Origin of the sequence: Dinghuibacter silviterrae (assembly GCF_004366355.1) — a bacterium.
GTDB classification, from domain to species: Bacteria; Bacteroidota; Bacteroidia; order Chitinophagales; family Chitinophagaceae; genus Dinghuibacter; species Dinghuibacter silviterrae.
This window is the reverse complement of the sequence record NZ_SODV01000001.1, coordinates 23209-45117: the sequence shown is the minus strand read 5'-3', so window position 1 is coordinate 45117 and position 21909 is coordinate 23209. Positions and strand designations below refer to the sequence as shown.

The window sequence follows — 21909 nt, the reverse complement described above, 5'->3', positions numbered from 1 at the left end:
GAGGTCATCGTGATCGACCAGCCCAAAAATAATCCAAATAAAATGTCGGGAAACGGCTGTTCCAAACGTCTTATTTGTACAGCGTGAGGTATTCACGTGTATTTCTAAACGCTTAAAATGATAATAATGAATGAATTGAAAGGAAAAATTGCGGTAATTTATGGAGCAGGCGGTGCCATTGGCGGCGCTGTCGCCCGGGCTTTCGCACGCGAAGGCGCGAAGCTTTTTTTAACCGGGCACCGATTGGCGCCTGTGGAAGCGGTGGCCAGGGATATTGTGTCTGCCGGTGGCGATGCTGAGGCAGCGCAGATTGATGCCCTTGATGAGCAGGCAATAGATAAGCATCTTGAGTCTGTAATGGCTAGTGCTGATCGTATCGATATTTCGTTTAATGCGATGGGGATCCTGCCGACCCCGGATCTGGAGGCATCGCTGGTCGATATGGATCTTAAGCAATTCTGGACGCCGATCATGAGTTATATTACATCGTACTTTCTGACTGCGCGTTTAGCGGCAAGACGTATGCTCGCCAATAAATCCGGGGTGATCATGACCGTTACTGCCCCTCCGCCGAGAATAGGCACGCCAAACGGAGGTTATGGTCCGTCACAGGCTGTCAAAGAGGCGCTTACCCGATACCTCTCGGTTGAGCTCTCACCTCAGGGCATCCGTGTGGTCGGTCTGCAAGCCCACGCCATGCCGGAGACAAAGACAATAACGGAAATATACGAAGGTAGGGCCGGGATGATGGGCTTAACCTGGGAACAGTTCACCGGTTATCTTGCAGGTACGAACCATCCCAAACGCTTCCTGACACTGGCAGAGTTGGCAAATGTGGCGGTCTTCGTGGCTTCCGACAAGGCAAGCGCCATGATGGGAACGACCGTCAATGTGACCATGGGCGCCATGGATTAGTAATTTAAACATCAACATAAAAAAAGCGCTATGACTGAATTTGTATATTTCTATCGAGGGTACGAACAACCTGCATCTCCTGATGAAATGCAGAAGAAAACGGCCAAATGGATGACCTGGTTAAAGGATCTTAGTGACAAAGGCCATGTGAAATCTCTCGGAGAGCCTTTGCAGCCTTTTGGTAAGGTGGTGAAAGGTGCAAAAAAGCAGGTCATCGACGGACCCTATGCCGAAGCTAAAGACGTGGTCGGAGGGTATAGCATCATAGTGGCCAAGGATATCGAGCAGGCCGTGGCGTTTTCCCTGGGATGCCCTATTTTTGAGGATGGCGGTTCTGTGGAGGTACGTCCAATCGCACCGCTGGAATTAGGCGATGGAAATTGAGGAACATTTTTTCCGGCATGAATCCGGAAGAATTGTTGCCGCGTTAACCCGGCTTTTCGGAGTCGGTAACCTGGCATTGGCAGAAGACGTCACGCAGGACGCCTTTTGCCGTGCTATGGAGACATGGAAATTGCGCGGTCTGCCAAAAAATCCTTCCGCATGGCTGATGACCGTTGCCAAGAACCGGGCCTTGGATATCTTGCGCCGGAAACACACGGCTAGAGCGGCCGAGCCGGAACTAACGCGCTTTCTTGAATCGGAATGGACGCTGGTCCCGACAGTTGAGGAGGCGTTTAGCGCGCGCGCTGTGAAAGATTCCCAGCTACGTATGATGTTCTCCTGCTGCCATCCGCGTATCTCTGAAGAGGCTCAAATTGCGCTGATATTGCACATATTATGCGGATTCAATGTAATGGAGATTGCACAGGCCTTCATGAGCAGTCATGCCGCTATTGAACAACGCATCACCCGGGCAAAGAAGATACTGGCGGAATCCACGACGCTTTTTGATCTTGACGATACGGAATTCCCCTCCAGGCTTTCCGCCGTGCTGCAAGCGTTATATCTGCTTTTTAACGAAGGGTATCATGGCTCCTCTCCCGAGGCGGCAGTGCGCATGGAGCTTTGTCAGGAGGCCATTCTGCTCATAAATTTACTCATCGAGCAACCTGTTTTGGTAACCCCCCGATCTTATGCGCTTGCCGCGTTGATGTATCTGAACGCGGCCCGTTTGCCGGCTCGTTTGGATGGTTCGGATAATCTTGTTTCCTTCTTTGAGCAGGACCGGTCTTTATGGGATCATAACCTCATAGCGGAAGGACAAGCGCTTCTTGACCTTTCTGCCTCCGGTACAGAACTGACAAGATATCATATTGAAGCGGCTATTGCTGCAATGCATACCAGTGCCGCCAGGAGCGAAGATACTGATTGGAAACAGATTGTGTCGCTTTATGACATGCTTATGGCTATCCATCCCTCACCGGTGATTGCACTGAACCGGGCGATTGCGATAGCGCAGCTGGATGGCCCAGAGCAGGGTTTACGGGAGATAGGCGTTATCCATGACCTTCATCGCCTTTCTTCTTACCCGTTTTACCCGGCTGCGCTTGGTGAACTTGAATTCCGTCGGGGGAATTATCCGGTTGCGAAAGCGCATTTCTCTTCAGCGCTTGCGCTTGCGCGGAGTACGATGGAACGTAATTTCTTGCAAAGGCGTATAGATACGTGCAAAAAAAGCTAGTGTTATCCGGGGAGTAGCCACCCCGTCTCCCGACATAATATTTAGTTCACATAGGTTACCTATTTTGCAGGGCGAATCCCATGTTACATGGAGGACATTCACCAACTAATCAAACGCTGGCTGCAAAAGGACGAGAAAGCCTTCGAACAGGTATTTTATTATTATTACCCGCGGCTGTATCGCTACGCCTTCCGCTATCTAAAGAACGAATTTTGGGCGGAGGAACTCTCCATGGAGGTCCTGACCAGGGTTTGGGAGCGGAGATCGGCTATTACCCACGCCGAAACGTTTGAGAATTATCTTTTTACAGCGGCCCGCAACCATTTGATCAATCACTGGCAACGGAAGATCGACAGCCTGCTTTCGCTGGAAACCCTGCCGGCCGATGCAGCGGATGCTCCGGGTAGATACGATCCGATCTTGTCAAAGGAACTTGAGACCTTCTATCACAACAGCCTCTCCGACCTGCCGCCGCAACGCCGCCTGATATTTCTGCTCCACAGAAACGACCATCTCAGTTACAATGAGATCGCTCTAAAACTGAAGATCTCTCCCAAAACAGTGGAAAACCACATCGGGGCGGCGCTGAAACAGCTCCGCGTGGCGATGCTTCAATATCTCGCCTCTGTTATCTTATAGCCCCATATTAAATAATTGTTACCGCTGAGGGTTTGGCTCCCAGCCGGTGTATGTCTATAAAGAAAAGTATATCTATGGTCTCGAAGGAAGTCGACCGGCAATTATTGTTCAAGTATCTCGAAGGGAATTGTTCCCGGGACCAGTTAGTCCAAATAAGGGAATATCTCCGTGATGAAGCCTACCGGGATAGTCTGAACCAGTTTATGGAAGAGGAATGGGCGGTACTTGGCCGGCAAGAATTCCCAGCGCTGCCTGGTCTTGAGGAGAAATATGCGAGATTCCGCGCCGCTCACGCAATACCTGTAGACAACAAAAAAACCGTCCTTCGGATCACCCGCCGGATGGTGACCATAGCTGCGGCCCTGGTCTTAGGTGCCGTCGGCGTTTGGCAGTTCCCGCGATTCGCCGGGCGGCAGTCCCATGGCGCGGCCGTCCAATGGCTATCCTGGCACAATGAGCCCGGCCACCGCCGGGAGATCCTCCTGCCCGACAGCACCCGCGTCTATTTGGGTCCGGCAGGCACGCTCCGTTATGGGCAGAACGACGACCAAAGCCGCCTCGTGCAACTGGAAGGAGAAGCCTACTTCGTTGTGAGACACGATCAGCGCCGGCCATTTACCGTTATCACCGGCGCGCTCTCCACCCGGGATATCGGCACCGAGTTCAACATCCGCTATTACCCGGGCGAATCTTCCATCGCAATAGCAGTAGCCAGCGGTAAGGTCCAGGTGCTGAACACGCCCGCCGCCACACCCCTGGCCGCGCTCGCCCCGGGCCAGCTCCTCCAATACGACTCGCTTACCCGGCAATCCGAAATAACCGATCTCCCCAACCCATCGGCGATCGGCGCCTGGCGCAAAGGCATCCTCTTCTTCCGTCGCCAGCGCCTGAAAGAAGTCACCAGCGAATTGGAGCGCTACTATAGGGTCCGTTTTCAATACAGCGACCCCGCAAAAGAAGAGATCCTGATCACCACCCTGCTCGACAACAAAAACCTCGGGGATGCCCTGGATATCCTCGCCCTCACGGCGGGTGTTCACTTTACCCGCGAGGGAACATCCATAATGGTAAAATAAGTGGAAGTATGAAAAATTTTCTACTCCTGTTCATTGCTCTGTCTGCAATACCGGGCCTCTTACAGGCCCAGGACGCCGGCAAAAAAGCAACGGTGCACTTCGGACATGCCAGCCTGCGTCAGGCGTTTGCAGAAATCGAAAAACAATATGGCCTGAACTTCTCCTACAACGAGGCGAATATCGCGTTGTATACAAAAGATATCGATTTCCAGTTGAAAGAGGCCACGGCCAGCCAGGTCCTCGACAAGATCTTTACGGGCAGTCCACTCACCTGGTCGTTCAAAGGGAACCTGGTCGTGCTTACCGCTGATCCCAATTATCACAAGAAACCTGGCGCCGCCCATGCCAGCTCCGAGCTCCTGACAGGTACCATCACCGATGCGGAGACGGCCGAGCCCTTGCCCGGCGTCACGATCAAAGCCGGCGACCAGGCAGTACAGACCGACAAAGAAGGCGGGTACACCCTCCCATTGACTGCCGGCTCCTATTCCGTGATGGTCTCTTATGTCGGTTATGCTTCAAAGGAAGTGCACGGCGTCGAGATCTCGCTGGCGGCTCCCACCGTGATCAACCTCACCCTGAACAAGGTGGGGACCGATCTGAGCGAAGTGGTCGTCGTCGGGTATGGCCGGCAGTCCCGGAAATTGCTCACCAGCGCCATCAGCACCGTCCAAAAATCGGAGTTTAACCAGGGCAATTTCAACAGTCCCGAGCAGCTGCTCCAGGGGAAGGTGGCGGGCCTCACCATTGCCCGCTCGGGCGACCCCAATGGCGTTCCGTCGATCATCCTTCGCGGCCCTGCCACCCTGCGTCCGGGCGCCGCCCAGGAACCCTTTTATGTTGTCGATGAGATCCCCGGCGCGGATATCCGCCTCATATCGCCGGACGACATCGTCACCATCGAAGTGCTGAAAGATGCGTCGGCAACTGCCATCTATGGCACAAGGGCTTCCAACGGGGTGATCATTCTCACGACAAAAAAAGGCCGCCTGGCGCAGACCCTGGTCAATTACAACACGTATGTATCGGTGGAAAATGTCGCCCGAAAGATCCATATGATGAACGCCGCCCAGCTTAAGGCTTATCTGTCAAAGAACAATCTTGCCCTCGACCCTTCCGACGACCAGGGGGCCAACACCGATTGGCAGAAAGCCGTTACCCAAACGGCCGTATCCCAGAATCAGCATGTCTCCCTCAGTGGAGGCTCGGGTAACCTCACCTATAATGCCTCGGTCAACTACTTCGACAGCAAAGGAATACTAAGAAATACCGGCCTGAACCGCCTCATCGGCCGGGTCGGCATCGAACAACGCGCCCTGAAGAATCATCTGAAGCTGGGGATGTCCGTTAGCACTTCCACCAGCAATTCCGACCTGCTGCCTGACCAGAGCATCATTCTGTACAATATGTTGCGCTATCTTCCTACCGTGCCCGTGAAAAAGGCCGATGGGACGTATACAGAGAATTTGCAGCGGGTGCAATACTATAACCCTGTTTCGCTTCAAAACAACGCCTGGCAGAATCTGGAGAACAAGACCACCCTGCTCAACGGAACGGCACAGGTGATTCTCCCCTTTGGCTTTAAATACGACCTGAACCTGACCTCCCAAAGCGGCCAGGATAACAGCGGGACCTATTATACGAGCCAGTATACGCTAAAGACGGGCCTCAATGGTCAGGCCTATCGCTCTTCGTACGAGAGCTCGAAAAAAATGCTCGAAACCTTCGGCACGTTCGCCAGGCGGGTTGGTGACTACGACATCAACGTGCTGGGCGGATACAGCTGGCAGGAAGATGTCACCGGCAATGGCTTTCAGGCGAGCAACCAGAATTTCCCTACCGACACGCTCGGCTACACCAACATCGGTTTGGGCAGCCCCATCGGCAACTACCGTAATGACTGGGGGACCGATCAATACGAGAAACTGCGGCTCATCTCTTTCTACACCCGCGCAAAGTATAGCTTTAAGGATAGATACCTGCTGCAGCTGTCGCTCCGCCGGGATGCCTCCTCCGCCTTCGGCGTCAACCACCGCTGGGCTACCTTCCCCTCTGCCTCCTTCGCCTGGCGCGCCATCGACGAATCCTTTCTCAAGTCCCAGAAACTGTTCAGCGATCTGAAAGGACGGATCAGCTACGGGATCACCGGAAACTCCCTCGGATTCGACCCGCTTATTTCGAAAGTTCAATATAGTTCCGTCGGGGCGTTCTACTACAACGGGACCTTCGTCAATGCGATCGGCCCTTCCCAGAATGCAAACCCCGATCTCAAATGGGAGAAGACGGCCATGTTCAATATCGGCGTCGATCTCGCCCTGCTGAAAGACCGCGTCAAAGCCAGCATCGAATACTATGACAAAGAGACCAGCGATCTTATCTGGTACTACCCCGTCTCCACGATCCAATATTTTGTGTCTACCTATACGGCCAACGTTGGGGCCATCTCCAACAAAGGCTTCGAACTGACCGTCGATGCCACGCCGGTGAAGAGCGCTTCCTTCCAGTGGACTACATCCTTCAATCTCGCGCATAATGCCAACAAGCTGGTCTCTCTCTCCAATAACATCTTCAAGCTCGATTCCATCTTCGAGGCCTCTCCGGACGGACAGGGGCAAACGGGTTCTTATGTACAGATTCTCAAGTCGGGAAAACCCGTAGGCCAGTTCTTCACCTTCAGGTATGCGGGTAAGAATGCGTCCGGTGTCACCCAGTTCTATGATGCGAACGGCAGGATCACCCTGGCGCCACAGAACTTCGTGGATTACCACTACGCCGGTAACGCCCAGCCGAAATTTTTGATCGGCTGGGGCAATACCCTTACCTGGAAGGGGTTTGATCTGAATGTCTTCGTAAGGGCCTCCCTGGGGGCAAAGGTTATGGATGCCACCCTCGCCGATCTCAATCGCCCGGACGAGGTCACTAATTACAACCTCCCGGTGTTTTCCACCCACGAGTCGCCAAATGATATCAGCGCTTACATCTACTCGAACCGGTATGTGGAAAACGCTTCCTATCTGCGCCTCGACAACGTGACGCTGGGATACAGCTTTCCGGCCTTATTCAAAGGGATGCGCGGTCTTCGTCTCTATGTGTCCGGGAATAACCTGGCCATCCTCACGGGCTATCGCGGGATCGATCCCGAAGTATTCCTCAGTGGCCTTACCCCCGGCGTCGACAACAAAGACTACTATCCCCGGACCAGGGGCTTCCTGTTCGGACTAAACCTTGATCTATGAAACAATTCCGCATTCTGGCAGCCATCCTTCTGCTCAGCGCCTGCACCAAGATAGACGTACCGGTAGAAGATCAACTGACCCCTGCCACCTTCCCCACGACCGACGCCCAATTCATCCTTGCCGCCGGCCCGGCCTATATCGGCCTTCGGGGTAACTACTGCCTTTCTTACTGGGAGCAACAGACCCTGAGCACCGACGAAGCCATCCTGCCCAGCCGTGCGGGTGGCTGGTATGACGGCGGCCGCTACCAACAGATGCACTACCACAACTGGACGCCTGATAATCCCATCATGTCCGATACCTGGACCTGGGGCTTCTCCACCATCAGCACTTGTAACCAGATACTGGCCCTCTTCGCCTCTTCCCCGAACAGCCCGGTCAAAACCAAATACGCGGCCGAGATCAGGACCCTGCGGGCGCTGATGTTCTTCTTCATGATGGACGCCTATGGGAACATCCCCGTTTACACCACGTTCGGCGATACGACAACGCCGGTTCAGAAAAGCCGGTCCGAAGTGTTCGACTTTATCGAATCCGAAGTCAAAGCCGCATTACCCGCTTTGGGTACGGCTACGGACGCGACCCAATACGGCCGGCCCAACACCTACACCGCGTATGCCCTGCTGGCAAAATTGTATCTCAACGCCGAAGTCTATACCGGCAAGCCCCGGTACAACGACGTGGTGACGTACTGCGACAGCGTCATCATGTCCGGTAAATACAGCCTGGCCACGGACTACGCAAAAATGTTCTACCCCGACAATGGCCCACAGATGACGGAATTCATCTTCGCTATCCCCTATGACCATGCGAGCGCACAGGGCGAACAATACAACTGGTATTCACTGCATCCTGCCCTACAACAGAAGTATGGTCTTTCCTATCGTTTGAGCAATCCGGTCAGCACCATCCCGTCCTACTATGCCCAGTTCAGTGATACCAACGATGTGCGAACCGCCCTCTGGCTCACCGGCAAACAGTACGATTTCTCCGGTAACCCGATCATCATCAACACCACCAAGGTCGGCCTGGACGACACCTACACCGGGACTGACGGTAGCACGCCGGTGGCCTATCAGCTTACCTTCACACCGGACCTTACCCTCCGCGACTCCGCTAAGTTCGAAGTGGGCGGGGATGAGCTCGGCAAGGCCAAAGGCATCCGGAATCTGAAATATTATCCGGACGTGACAGCCACCGATCGCAATCAAAGTAACGACGTTCCCGTATTCCGTTATGCGGACATTTTATTGATGAAGGCGGAAGCCATTCTCCGCGGTGCCGCACCCACTTACGGCGTTACCGCCCTTAGCCTCGTCAATCAGCTGAGGACCACACGCAACGCAGCCCCTCTGTCAGCGCTGAGTCTCGACGACATGCTGAAGGAGCGGGCCCTCGAACTCAACTGGGAAAATACCCGCCGCATCGATCTCATTCGGTTTGGAAAATACGAGAATTCCTGGGGCTACAAAACGGATGCCGACCCTAACAAACGCATTTTCCCCATTCCTTCCGGCGAACTGATCCTCAATCCGACCTTGATCCAGAATCCGGGCTATTAACAAATTGTTACGCACTAGGGGTTTGAATGCCGTTTTGTGTATGCGCATATAAATACACAATTACGCATGAACATTCGATCTCTATTTATGGTAGGCGTATGCTTGTCGTGTATTAGCCTTTCCCGGGCTAATATGGTAAGCCATACTATGTATTACCAGGTTACCCCAAGGGAGCCCGTTAAAGGAACAGTGATCGGCGCAGATGGCGCACCTATTGCCGGCGCCACCGTTAGATCGCTTTCCTCCAAGAAAACGACGACGACCAACGAAAAGGGAGAATTTTCCCTGCCTGCGGCCGAGGGCGAAAAATTCCTGATCACTGTTGTGGGCTACAACGACCAGGAGGTAACCGTCAGCGGTACATCCTTGCGGGTGACCATGACCATTGGTAACAGCCAGCTTGGAGAGGTGGTAGTGGTCGGTTATGGGAGTCGTAAAAAGGCCGATTTAACCGGTTCGTTAACTCAGTTAAAGGCCGATAATATAAGACAAGGGGTTACCATTTCTGCAGACAACATGCTTCAGGGTAAGGTGGCGGGTGTACGCATCGCGCAATCAAGCGGCGAACCCGGTGCCGGCGTTGACGTATTCATCCGTGGCGTAGGCTCTATCCGCAGCGGTAGCACACCGCTTTTTGTGATCGATGGCGTGCCCCTGAGCAACGATAACGTGAGCGCCGGCAGCCCTGATCTGGGTATGGGTAGCACCGATGCCAAGAATCCGTTGAACTTTCTGAATACAGGCGATATCGAAACCATCACGGTATTAAAAGACGCTTCTGCTGCGGCCATCTATGGCGCCAGGGGTTCTAACGGCGTGGTGCTCATTACCACTAAACGTAGTAAAAAGGGCGACCCCTCGTTAACCTACGATACGTATGTGGGTACCTCTTCCGTTATCAGGAAGATACGGGTGCTTTCCGCTTCGGAATACCGGAAGGCAATAACCAGTCCGGCTTTCGATCACGGCGGCAATACCGATTGGCAGGATGCGATCTTCCGCCACGGCTTTGTAGAAAACCACAACCTGTCGTTTGCGAAAACCTCCGCTACAGGCAGCTATACGGCATCGATTTCCCGCCTCGATCAAGATGGTGTTGTAAAGAATAGCGACTTCCATAGGACGACCGGCAGGTTGAATGCCGAAGAGTCCTTCTTCGACAACAAGCGGTTGGTCGTTAAAATGAACCTGACCGCCAGCAATATCGATGAAAGTGGCATACCCAACGGAAATACCGCCGGGTCAGACGGACAGTTTATGATGTATGCCCTGATGGCCAATCCCACCTGGAATGTACATGATTCTACCGGCAATTTTACCAATTTCAACATCATCCAGTTGTTCAATCCCCTCTACGTGCTCAGCGTTTATGACGACAGAACCAATACTTTCCGGGTATTGGGCAATGTGGAAGCCTCATTGCGTTTGTTGCCAGGATTGAACTACCGTTTCAATTTGGGGCTCGATAAAACAGCTTCAGAGCGTAATACGACCATCTACCCCAACGTTACCGACAGAACCCCCCAGGGTGCCTATGTACAAAACGACCTGAAATCTTTGTCAACGTTGCTGGAACATTACCTCACCTATGATCTGGATATCCAAAAACACCAGGTGGAGGTATTGGGTGGGTTTTCCTATCAAAAGTTCGACTTCTCGGGTACGGCTTTCGGTACGCAGAACATTGCTGCACTGGGTGCAGGCGTACCACCCATGTACAATCCGGGTTATTCCGGAATACCTAGTGCTCCCAGCGGGTACGCCCAGGAGAACGAGCTGCAATCATTCTTCGGACGCTTGAACTATAATTATGACAACCGGTTCCTGGTTACTGCATCTCTTCGCGCAGACGGTTCTACCCGTTTTGGCGCCAATAACAAATATGGTTACTTCCCCTCTTTTGCAGCGGGGTGGAACCTTACCAAAGAATCGTTTCTTAAAAATGTCTCGGCGATCAGAAGTCTGAAACTGCGCGCCAGCTGGGGACAAACCGGCAACCAGGAAGTGCCCAACAAAATTACCCAGGCCAGCTATTCATTGTCAGCGGCCTCTGGATATTACCTGGATGGCACCAACCTGGTGAATGGACTTGTAGTGAACCGTACCGCCAACCCCGATCTTAAATGGGAACTGGTTGAACAATACAACTTTGGCGTTGACTTCGAGCTCTTTAAGAACAAACTGTACGGTACATTGGAGTATTATAACAAAGCCACAAAAGATCCTATCCTGAATATCCCTTCGCCCCCATTAAGCCCCACCAGTACCGTATGGGCGAATGTGGGTGGCGAGATCGTGAATAAGGGCTTTGAGATTACACTGGGTTCTCAAGTCATCAGCAAGAAAGACCTCTCATGGAATGTCGATGTAAACGGTTCTACCCTGAAAAACGTCGTCGAGGGCCTTCCTGTTTCCGAATTGTATTCCGGTAGCATCTCTGGTCCGGGGCTTTCCGGTGTAACCGCCAACATCTATAAAAATGGCTATGCCGCAGGTTCATTCTATATGTTAAAGCACCTGGGCTACGACCAAAATGGGAAGGATATATTCTCGACGGACAGGGAGATCTTTCAGGGGGCTATTCCCAAATTCAACTTCGGCTTTAATAGCCTTTTACGGTATAAGACCCTTGACCTGGGTGTTTCCTTCATTGGCCAAACCGGGGGGTACCTGTTTAACAACACCGCGCTTGAGCTGAACATCAACAACCTGTCTACAGATCGCAACGTGCTGAAAAAGTATGTCGATGATCACGCAAACCTTGGCAACCAGGTAACCGTGTCGTCCCTGTACCTGGAGAAATCGGATTTCCTCCGGCTCAACAATCTCCGTTTGGGAAATACCTTTTCTTTCAAACAATTGCCCTGGATACAATCGCTCAACGTATATGTAAGCGCTCAGAACCTGTTCACCATCACCAAATATTCCGGCTACGATCCTTTGGTGAATACCGACAAGAATGTAAATGGCAACCAGTCGCTGGGCGTTGATTATGCGACCTATCCCGCGGCAAAAACCTTTCTGTTAGGCGCAACCATCAAATTTTAAATCATTTGTATATGAATAAGAAATTATTTACACTCTGCGGTTTTTTGATAGTGGCTATGGCAGGCTGTACCAAACTCCATGAGCAGGTCATTGATGAGGTGCTGGGCTCCAGTAGCGCAAGTCCTCAAAATGCACTGGCCGCAGCATACGGACAAATGGACAATGGTACTTTTGTAAACCATGCCCAGACATTTGCCCTACAGGAATATTCAACAAACGAAGCCATATTGCCTACACGCGGCAGCGACTGGGGTGACGGGGGGATTTATCGCGCTATTCATGAATTCACCTGGGATGGGACTAATTCTATGATTACCAACACATGGAACAGCCTTAATCTCGGTATCACCGAATCGCTCACTGCCATCAACAGCGTTGCCCAATCGAATGATCCCAACAAGGCCCAACTGCTGGCGGAATCCAAAGCCCTGCTGGATTTATATACTTTTCATGCGTTAGACCTGTTTGGCCAGGCGCCTTACCGCGACCCCAGCAACCCCAATGCTCCGGTGCAGGTAAGAAAGGCAGCAACCGCCATCGACAGTCTGATTACCGATGTGGAGTCATTGATACCAAATCTGGCGAACATAGGCCAGAACAATACGGGTAACGGGCGTTTTACCAAACAAGCAGCGTATGCCCTGCTGGCAGACATGTATCTTAACCGTGCGGTGTTCAAGGACCGTTACAATACCACCGGTTTTAATTTTACTGAAGCGGCGGTGGATGGCAACGGAACCGACATGGATAAAGTGATCACTTATACGTCCAATATCATTGGGTCAGGACAATTTAAGCTGGAAAGCAACTTTTTCCACAATTTTGACATCCAGAACGCAAACGGAACCGAACTGATCTTTGTCATCACCCAGTATGTAAACACCCTGACCAGCAGCAGCAATAATTTTGCGTACATGCCTATGGAAAGGAATCAGAAGCCTACTCCGGCAAACCGGGGTACCAATGCCTCCTGCATTACCCCTGAATTTTATCATACCTGGGATAACAATCAAAACGATCCGCGCTTTCAAAGGCATTATCAATACCCCGATGGCACCTGGTTTATGAACGACGGTACGGACGTCAGCGTTCCCGTTACCACTGTTGTAGTGGCAGGTGTTACATTGCCCTGGTTCCATTACAACCGCGGTTTGCAGGTTGGTCAACAGTATGGGCCAACCCTCTCGGGAACTACTGACTATCAACACACGCCCGACGGACGTATTAAAGTAAATATGCTGTATTGCGAAAAGGCGCCTACCCAACCGATGAATTTTACGCCCGATCTTAATTTTGACGATCCCACCCAGGGTGTATTCACCCAGCAGGAGATCAATCGCGGTGTCCGGCCATTCAAATTCGAGTTTGACCCGACCGGCCTTAACAGCAGAAGCAATAGCGCCATTCCGATGTACCGTTTGGGTGGGATGTATTGTATGCGCGCAGAAGCTTATTTACGCAAAGGGCTGACTGCACAGGCTTTGGCTGATGTGAATGCGCTGCGTACGAGCAGAACGCGCGAAGCCCTCTATGGAAATGCTCCCGGAGTAGCACTTACTTCTATTGACTTGCCAACGCTTTACAATGAGACCGGGTTTGAAATGTATTGGGAACAGTACAGGAGAAAGGCCTCGATCCGCTTCGGCACCTTCGAGGCAGCAGGTACGACGAAACCGGTATCTCAACCCTTCCGGCGCATTTACCCTATTCCCCAGTCGACAATGGATGCGTCGAAGTTATTTACGCAGAATCAGGGCTATTAGAAATAGGAGTCTTTAAAATCCTTTATGAGGCCGTCTCCTTTGGAGGCGGCCTTTTTTGCCATTAGTGGGTGACGTTGCCTTGTTGTGTTGTTTGGCCTCCATGGTCGTTTAACCAACCTTCGCTATTGCCAGATACAATGTTCCCGTTTAGTACTGTATTTTGAACACCGGCATCGGTTAGATTTATGCCATAGCCCTTATACCCGGAGATGATAGATCCTGTAATGATATTCTGGGTGCTTTTGCCACTGATATTGATGCCGTCGGCATTGCTTGTATCGCCTTTGAATAGGATGGTGTTGGCGGTAATGGTATTCTGCAGGGCATTTTTCATGATAAAGGCGCCGGAAGGGTTTTGGCTAAACCAGGAATTCGTAACCTGGACCAAATGGGAACCGTTGAGCATGATGCCTACCTTGTTGCCATCGCTGTGAAAGTTGGAGATGGCTACGTCACCCCAGTCGATCCAAAACCCATAGTCGAATTCATAGGAATGGATGTTGGAGAATTGTGTTCCGGCTCCGCCACCTCCTTCGCAATAGACGGCGTACGTGGTAGGGGCGGTTAGACCATGCCGGGTACGCATAATGACATTTTCAATTTCGAAATCGGTGGCGTTACGCCCCAGGTGGATGGCGCACCGATAGGCGTCATAGATCGTGAGGTCGGTCCATCTTGCTTCTACAATGCCTTTTGTGCCCTGCTCGGCGTGCGTGTAGATGCCATCCCCGTGCACATCATGGATGAATAGGTCCCTTAGGTTCGCATTCCAGATCCTGTATAACTCGATGCCATGTTCATCGGTGGAGGTATTGTTCGCCTTGTTGCCATCGATCTGAAAATCCTGCAAAGAGATATACCCCTTGGACCAGTCCCCCGACGCATAGATGACGGAGGCATTAAGACCGGCCGCCGCCTTCAGGATGGTGCTGTTGCCGCCCCCTTGTACGTTGATCCATTTGTTGGGTATGTTTAAGGACTTGTCCACGGTAAAGGTAGTATTGCCTGCCAGACGTATGTCCCCGCCCTGAGGGAGAGAGGAAACGGTCGCATTGAAGACGGTGCTGAAGGAGGGGTCAGTGAAGGCTATCGAGCCGTCCTGCTTACGGGCGGAGTAGGCGCCATTGTCTTGTTTATAGAGGAAAAAGTTGCTTTCCTGGAGCTTGGGCGGCTGCTGGGCATAAGAAGAGAAGACAAAATGGGAAAGGAGAACGGACTGTAGGATAAGCGAACGAGTTAGTGTTTTTATATACATAGTTGTAGGCTGAGGGCGTTAGGACCGACAGGATAGTCCGATGTTTAATGAGGCAGCAGCTATTTTGGGAATATTTGGCGAATTATGAGGAAATTGATGACTTTGCGGTCCGGCTGGTGGTGGTGGGCCTACTTCTACCGATTTCCTGCAGTTCGGGAACGTGCGGTTGAAGGGTAACGTTCGCATCGAAATGGACCAGAGCCGGAGAAATTATTTGCAGTTGGCGGATGGGTCGGATGGAGTGGAGATAAGGGCTGGGCTCTTTAAGGTACATTGACAATTTCATTTAAAAACCTGCTCCTTCTTTATCCCCAGTTTCCGCATCTTCGAATTCAACGTCGACACATGTACATCCAAAAGCTCAGCCGCACCCCCATGCCCAAACACCTTCCCATTGCACTTACGCAGCGCCCACAAAATGTGCTCCCGCTCATTTTCCACCAGGGTCCGCACCGGCTTTTCCACCTTCTCCACACCTTTGCGCTCACCCAAAGGGATATGCATATCTTTAATAACCGACCCCTTGGCTAATATGACACTACGCTCGACCAAATGCTCCAGTTCCCGGATATTACCAGGCCAGTCATACCCCATCAGCTCCTCCATAACCTTCTTGGACACACTGGTAACCTGTTTGCCGGTATTCCTCGCGTAACGCTGGATGAAGTGTCCGACCAGTGCCGGAATATCCTCCTTCCGCTCCCGTAACGGCGGTATGGTCATCGGAAATACATGCAGCCGGTAGTACAGGTCGCTCCTGAACCTCCCCTCCTGCACCTCCCTATACAAATCCCTATTCGTCGCAGTGACAATCCTCACATTAACCTTGATGGTCGTCTTGCCCCCGATCCGCTCGATTTCCTTCTCCTGTATCGCACGCAGCAGCTTCACCTGCAGATCGGCAGACAATTCCCCGATCTCGTCGAGAAACAGCGTACCGTTATTGGCCAGCTCGAACTTGCCGATCCGCTGTTCCGTTGCACCGGTAAAACTGCCCCGCTCGTGCCCGAATAACTCGCTCTCGATTAGACTGACCGGCAACGCCGAGCAGTTGACCTTGACCATCCGCTTATCCTTGCGTGGACTGGCCTGATGAATGGCCCGCGCTACTAATTCCTTGCCAGTGCCGGTCTCACCCAGGATCAATACGGTGCTGCTGGTGAAGGCGACCTCGGAGATCAATTGATAGATCTGCTGCATGCCCGGACTGGTCCCGATCAATTCCTGATAGCGGTCATGGGTCTTGATCTGCTCCTGAAGATAATAGTTCTCCTCTTCCAGTTGCCGTTTATACCGCTCCAATAACTGATTCTTTCTTTCAATCGTCTCCCAGGCAAGGATATTCGATAACGTAACCGATATCTCCCTGGCAATCCCCTCCAACAATACCCGCTCTTCGGCAACGAACGTCCCCGCTGCCATAGAAACCAGCGTAAAAATGCCGATCGCATCCGCACCTTTATAGATCGGCAGAAATAAAAACTCCCGCACCCCCACTTCCCGCTGAAAATCCGTTACCCCCCGCACACTACTCAAACTGACCGCCTCTTCGAAAGAACAGACAATACCCTCGGGCGTGGAAAAGATCTTTTTGATCAGCTCTTCACTGAAGCTGTATGCCGGCCGGAGCAAATGCTCATAGTCAGGATGCTCCGTAATAGGCGAATCCGCAACCAATCCATACGGCACAAAACTGTCCGTATCAGCCTGATAGAGGCTGATGAACACACCATGCTCACCAAAAAGCCCTGCAAGCCTCCGCCGCATGATCTGTAGGAACACTTCCTTCTCCCGGACAAACCGTAGATCGTCGTGCAAAAATTGCGTTACTGCTTCCAGTGTCGACATATCACTATGAATATCGATAATTATCGAAATAAAAACAATATTAAGTCGAAAAAAATCACTCAAGTAAATATAAATCAATCACTTATTTAATGGCACACCATTGGAATAATAAGAATACAAAACCAAATTGTATGACACATTTACCTTCCATCATCAAAGACTTCATCAAAGCCGCTAATGCCCACGACAGCCAGGCTTTCATCGACACTTTTGCCGAGGATGCCCTGGTCAACGATTTTGCCAGGAATTTCCGGGGGAAAGAGCAGATCAGGAATTGGAGCGATAAAGAAATGATCGCACCGAAAGTGACTTTCGAAGCGGATAAGATCATCGAGCATTATGGTGATTTTCTCATTACCGCTCTGACAGACGGGAATTACGATAAATCGAAAGCGCCGGACCCAACCTATTTGGACTATTTCTTTACTGTTAAGGATGACAAGATTGTCAAATTGATTGTGATCAAGAACAAGGAAAAAAGCGCGAATCAGGAGACGATCCTGGAGAACAACAAGCAAAGCGTGCGGCAGTTCCTCAGTTGCTTCTCGGTGGGTGACGTAGCCGGAGCCGTTGCGCTATTCCATGATGACGCAACGTACTGGTTTCCAACGTTACGGGAAACGACGGAAATGCCCGCTTTTGCTGAGGGGCTCAAATGGATCCTATCGCGTCTCGACGGCCCGATCAAATTCAAGATCGGTCAGATGGTCGCTGAAAATAACAAGGTCACCGTCCAGCTCGAATGTTTCGCCAGGACGGTCGAGGGGATACCTTATAACAATCTTTACCATATATACTTCGAATTCGAAGGTGCGAAGGTCAAACTTGCTCGCGAATACAACGACACCGCTCACGTCTTCAAGACACTGCGCGCCGGCCAAGGGGAGCCTGTACGTCACCGGTAGTTTCGAAGTCCCCAACCATGTATACGGGTCTATCAGGAAAATCAAAGCTTTTAGGAAGGATTTGATGAAACCGGCCATCTTTTGCTGTAACATGGCCAATGTACGATATGGGCTTGTGGTTGGGTGAATTGGAGGGTAATTTTGGGTTGTGAATAGGCGCCGGAGGGATGTCAAACAACCACCGGCAGTGTGGAGCAGACGATCCAAAATTGTTCTTTGAACGAGTAACGTGATCTGCGGGACATGGCCGGGTAAGAGCGGGGAAAAAATAAAGGATAAAAATGTCTTTTATTCCTGAATGGCGATTATCTTTGCTGGGATGTTTTCGAGAACTTGTGAATACGGCATCCGGGCTATGATCTTTATTGCGCAGCATTCTAAGAACGGCGCAAGGGTAGGGATCAGGGAGATTGCCGCGGGGATTGATTCGCCCGAGCATTTTATCGCGAAGATCATGCAGGAGCTTGGCCGCAAAGGGGTGGTGCAGTCGGTCAAGGGACCGAATGGCGGTTTCTACCTGGACGACAAGGGCCGGGAATGTACCCTGGCGAAGATTGTACGGATGTTGGACGGCGACCAATTGTTCACCGGCTGCGGGTTGGGTCTACGGCAATGTTCCGAGGCGCATCCCTGCCCGATCCACGAGGAGTTTAAGAAGATCCGGCAGGAGATCGGGGCAATGCTGGAAAACTCGCGGATCGGGGAGTTCACTGCGAAGCTGGATGAACACCAGTTGTTCCTCAAACGGAAGTAGGGCAGAAGCCGTGCAGGGAAAAGAGCGGATCGGCGAAGTTCGGATTGATCGGTGGCTTTCAATAAAAGATAAAAAGGTATTAATATCTTCAAATATGTCTCCAAAAACTATTTTCAGAAGGGTGGGTTTCGTGCTGGCGGGTTTGCTGCCGGCGTTGGCCTGTCTGGCGGACGATATTCCCTCCGATGGGCGGCCCTATTCTTTTCGGTTCGGGTCGTGGGAGTCCTGGGTATTGCTGGTTATGCTGATCCTTGTTGCAATGCTCGCGGGTTCGCTGATCCTGAAGTACCAGGTCGGCCGGCTGCGGGAAAGCTGGCAGGAGCATAAGTCAAAGGACAAAGGATTAAGGATAAGGGAGCTGATGACGGGTTTGTCAAAGGAACAGATCGGGCGGATTTTAAAGGCGAGACAGGTGAGGGAACACCGCCGGTCGAGGCTGCCGATGTATCTGTTGATCCTGGTACTGATGATGCGGGGAAGGGAAGCATTTGGGCAGGATTCGAAGCCGGGCGCCGGGACGTTGCTGAGTCACACAGGCGTCCTGGTTACCGTGATCCTGCTGATGGTGCCCGTGCTCCTGGGTATCCTGGTCCTGGCTTTCAAGGCGCGCCGTACCGCCCGGGCGCAACAGGATGCCGACAAGTTGGATTCAGCCGAAGACCTCGCGGAATTTTTGGAGACATCGGCTTCGGACGATATGGATTCGGAACTCGCGGCGAGAAAAGCGGCGCTGGAATACCAACTGTCACCAAGCGAGCTCGCCGGGGATAGGGCCGCGGTTGATGACCGTGGGCTGCTGCGGGTAGACCCGAGGGTGATCACACCGGTGGTTGCGCGGAAACGAAAGGCGCCCCTCCGGCCCGAGGTAGATGCGGGATTGTCGCGGATGATCCTGTGGTACCTTGGTTCCGCGGCTTTTTGGCTGTTGCTGGGGACGTCGGTCGGCGAATACCTCGGGATCAAGTTTGTGGCGCCGGATGCGGATCATTTGAGCTGGCTTAGTTTCGGGCGACTGCGGCCGGTCCATACGAATATGGTTTTTTGGGGATGGGCGTCGCTGGGGATGTTAGGGCTCGGTAATTATATCGTCCCGCGGGTGAGCAATACACCGCTGGCGAGTTTGAAGCTAGGGTGGTGGTCCCTGTGGTTGATCAACGCGCAGGTGCTGCTGGGGACGCTCTGTCTGATGGGCGGCATCAACAACGGCGGCGGGGAATACCGGGAGTATATCTGGCCGGTGCAATTGTTGTTCGCCATAGCGCTGACACTGACGCTCACGAATTTCCTGCGCACGATTGCCAAACGGAAAACGGGAGAGATTTATCTGTCGAACTGGTATATCGTCTCGGCACTGATGTACCTGATCGTGATCTCGCTGGTGGCTTATCTTCCCTTCTGGCAGGATGGCCTGGGCGAGACGATCGTGCAGGGCTATTATATGCACCAGGCGGTGGGGATGTGGTTTATGTTGTTTACACTGGGGATCGTGTATTATTTCCTGCCGCAACAGCTGAACAGGCCGATCTACTCCTATAGCCTGGGTATCCTCGCCTTCTGGACACAGATCCTTTTTTATACGACGATAGGGACGCACCACTTTGTTTTTAGCGCTATCCCCTGGTGGTTGCAGACCATTGCCATCGTGGGCAGCGTGGGCATGATCATACCGGTGGTGGCGGGGACGACGAATTTTCTGATGACGTTCCGAGGCGGCTGGTATAAGCTGCGGGATAGCTATACCCTACCGTTCTTCTTGACGGGGGTGATCTTCTACTTCACGGGGTCGATGCAGGGTACGGCGGAGGCTTTTCGGGGGACTAACCTAATGTGGCATTTTACGGACTTTACGGTTGCGCACTCGCACCTGACGATGTACGGCATTATCTCCTTCTTAATATGGGCAGCATCTTATGCGCTGGTGCCCAGGTTGACGCGCCAGGAGGCGCCACAGCTGACCATCGGCGCGCATTTTTGGCTGGCGTTACTCGGCTTGCTGTTCTATACGGTGCCGCTGATGTATGGGGCGACACTGAAAGGGTTTTTGTGGATGTCGGGAAAACCGTTCATCGAGGGCGTGGTATTCATGGGTCCCTATTGGTTATGGCGGGCGATCGGCGGGAGCATGATGTGGCTGTCTCATTTGTTCTTTGCCTACAACATGTACCGGATGATCAGGCCGGTGAAGGAGGTGGATGTACGGGAGGAGGCGATCCGCAGGCTGGAGAAGGCGGCGGGCATTTCTGTGGCCGAATAAAACAATATTGGAATATGGAATGGTTCGATAATCATAAGAAACTTTTTACGACGGCCTTTTTGTTCTTTGGCATCTTGACGCTGGTAGTGGCGGTCCTGCCTGCCTTGTATAACCAAAAAAATAATAAGCCCCTGCCGGGATGGTACGGATTATCGCCTGAAGCGGCGCGGGGAAAGCAGCTCTTCATCGCCAATGGATGTGTGGCCTGTCATACACAGCAGGTACGGGAAGTAGAAATGGACAAGGTTTGGGGAAACCGGCCGAGCCTGGCTGCCGATTATGCGGTGAACAAACGTACCGATTTCTGGCGGAACACGGCGACCCTCATGGGGACGGAACGGACGGGCCCGGACCTCACGGACATCGGCGATCGGCAGCCGAGCATTGACTGGCACCTGGCGCATTTGTATAATCCGCGCATTGTAGTGAAGGAGTCGATCATGCCGGCGTATCCGTGGCTGTTCATGACAAAGACAAACCCAACTGCGGGTGATAAGGTTGTAAACGTGCCCGCGGAGTTTCGGGACGACCAGGGCGGCAAGGTCGTGGCGACACAGGACGCGTTATGTCTGGTGGCCTACCTGCAATCGTTGAAGCAGATCAAACTGCCGGACGGCACGACGGCGCCAGCCTTCTTGTATAAGCGGGAAGCATCCGCGGCCAGAGGCGGCGGCTCGGGAGGTTCGCAGGAACCGGATGGCAAAGAGCTATTCACCGCAAATTGCCAGAGCTGCCACCAGGCGAATGGTGAGGGTTTACCGGGCGCGTTCCCGCCACTCAAAGGCAGTTCGGTGGTGAATGGCACCGATTTGCAGAAGTATGCGGATATTATCATGCACGGGTACAATGGCCGGCCGGGATTCGGGACGATGCCCCCGGTGGGTACCAATGCCGGATTTACCGAGCACGAGGTGACCGCGATCATGAACTATGAGCGGTCCAGCTGGGGCAACAATGCGCCCAAGGTTACGCCGGAGCAGATCAAGGCTATATTGAGCGTGGTCAATTTGAACAACAATAAATGATTTAT

15 protein-coding genes are annotated in these 21909 nt (G+C 52.4%); 13 read left to right on the top strand and 2 right to left on the bottom strand.

The genetic code is table 11. The features are described 5' to 3' along the window. Nucleotides 1–126 precede the first annotated feature (126 nt). From EDB95_RS00210 to EDB95_RS00170, 9 genes are all read left to right on the top strand, one after another. Nucleotides 127–915, top strand: coding sequence for an SDR family NAD(P)-dependent oxidoreductase (locus EDB95_RS00210; RefSeq protein ID WP_133989414.1), 789 nt, complete (start codon nucleotides 127–129; stop codon nucleotides 913–915). A 30-nt stretch (nucleotides 916–945) separates the two neighbouring features. Next, complete coding sequence (locus EDB95_RS00205) at nucleotides 946–1299, top strand: YciI family protein (RefSeq protein WP_133989412.1); 354 nt, start codon at nucleotides 946–948, stop codon at nucleotides 1297–1299. Next, on the top strand, nucleotides 1289–2539 hold the full coding sequence (locus EDB95_RS00200; RefSeq protein ID WP_133989410.1) for an RNA polymerase sigma factor: 1251 nt from the start codon (nucleotides 1289–1291) through the stop codon (nucleotides 2537–2539). The genes EDB95_RS00205 and EDB95_RS00200 overlap by 11 nt, the downstream gene beginning before the upstream one ends. Before the next feature lie 87 nt (nucleotides 2540–2626). Beyond that, the gene (locus EDB95_RS00195; RefSeq protein ID WP_133989408.1) at nucleotides 2627–3178 is read left to right on the top strand and encodes an RNA polymerase sigma-70 factor; all 552 of its coding nucleotides are present in this window, start codon (nucleotides 2627–2629) and stop codon (nucleotides 3176–3178) included. Nucleotides 3179–3252: 74 nt separating this feature from the next. Further along, nucleotides 3253–4254, top strand: coding sequence for a FecR family protein (locus EDB95_RS00190; protein ID WP_162852432.1), 1002 nt, complete (start codon nucleotides 3253–3255; stop codon nucleotides 4252–4254). 8 nt (nucleotides 4255–4262) lie between these two features. Beyond that, nucleotides 4263–7490, top strand: coding sequence for a SusC/RagA family TonB-linked outer membrane protein (locus EDB95_RS00185; protein WP_133989404.1), 3228 nt, complete (start codon nucleotides 4263–4265; stop codon nucleotides 7488–7490). After that, on the top strand, nucleotides 7487–9052 hold the full coding sequence (locus EDB95_RS00180; RefSeq protein ID WP_133989402.1) for a RagB/SusD family nutrient uptake outer membrane protein: 1566 nt from the start codon (nucleotides 7487–7489) through the stop codon (nucleotides 9050–9052). The genes EDB95_RS00185 and EDB95_RS00180 overlap by 4 nt, the downstream gene beginning before the upstream one ends. Nucleotides 9053–9199: 147 nt before the next feature. Next, a complete protein-coding gene (locus EDB95_RS00175) occupies nucleotides 9200–12100 on the top strand; it encodes a SusC/RagA family TonB-linked outer membrane protein (RefSeq protein ID WP_246073417.1) in 2901 nt (966 codons plus the stop codon). Nucleotides 12101–12111: 11 nt separating this feature from the next. Beyond that, entirely contained in the window at nucleotides 12112–13863 is a 1752-nt protein-coding gene (locus tag EDB95_RS00170) for a RagB/SusD family nutrient uptake outer membrane protein (protein WP_133989398.1), read from the top strand. Between the two features lie 61 nt (nucleotides 13864–13924). Here the strand turns inward: EDB95_RS00170 and EDB95_RS00165 are convergent, their stop codons facing one another. Together EDB95_RS00165 and EDB95_RS00160 are read right to left on the bottom strand one after the other, a co-directional pair. Further along, nucleotides 13925–15118: a right-handed parallel beta-helix repeat-containing protein gene (locus EDB95_RS00165; RefSeq protein ID WP_133989396.1), complete on the bottom strand. Its 1194-nt coding sequence runs from the start codon at nucleotides 15116–15118 to the stop codon at nucleotides 13925–13927. Nucleotides 15119–15400: 282 nt separating this feature from the next. Further along, entirely contained in the window at nucleotides 15401–16807 is a 1407-nt protein-coding gene (locus EDB95_RS00160) for a sigma-54-dependent Fis family transcriptional regulator (RefSeq protein WP_246073416.1), read from the bottom strand. Nucleotides 16808–17097: 290 nt separating this feature from the next. Here EDB95_RS00160 and EDB95_RS00155 point away from each other — a divergent pair, with 290 nt between their 5' ends. From EDB95_RS00155 to EDB95_RS00140, 4 genes are all read left to right on the top strand, one after another. Next, nucleotides 17098–17871: a nuclear transport factor 2 family protein gene (locus tag EDB95_RS00155; protein ID WP_162852431.1), complete on the top strand. Its 774-nt coding sequence runs from the start codon at nucleotides 17098–17100 to the stop codon at nucleotides 17869–17871. A 319-nt stretch (nucleotides 17872–18190) separates the two neighbouring features. After that, a complete protein-coding gene (locus tag EDB95_RS00150) occupies nucleotides 18191–18625 on the top strand; it encodes an RrF2 family transcriptional regulator (protein WP_133989390.1) in 435 nt (144 codons plus the stop codon). A 94-nt stretch (nucleotides 18626–18719) separates the two neighbouring features. Beyond that, nucleotides 18720–20879: a cbb3-type cytochrome c oxidase subunit I gene (locus tag EDB95_RS00145; RefSeq protein WP_246073415.1), complete on the top strand. Its 2160-nt coding sequence runs from the start codon at nucleotides 18720–18722 to the stop codon at nucleotides 20877–20879. 14 nt (nucleotides 20880–20893) lie between these two features. Continuing rightward, on the top strand, nucleotides 20894–21904 hold the full coding sequence (locus tag EDB95_RS00140) for a cytochrome c (protein ID WP_133989388.1): 1011 nt from the start codon (nucleotides 20894–20896) through the stop codon (nucleotides 21902–21904). Nucleotides 21905–21909 lie beyond the last annotated feature (5 nt).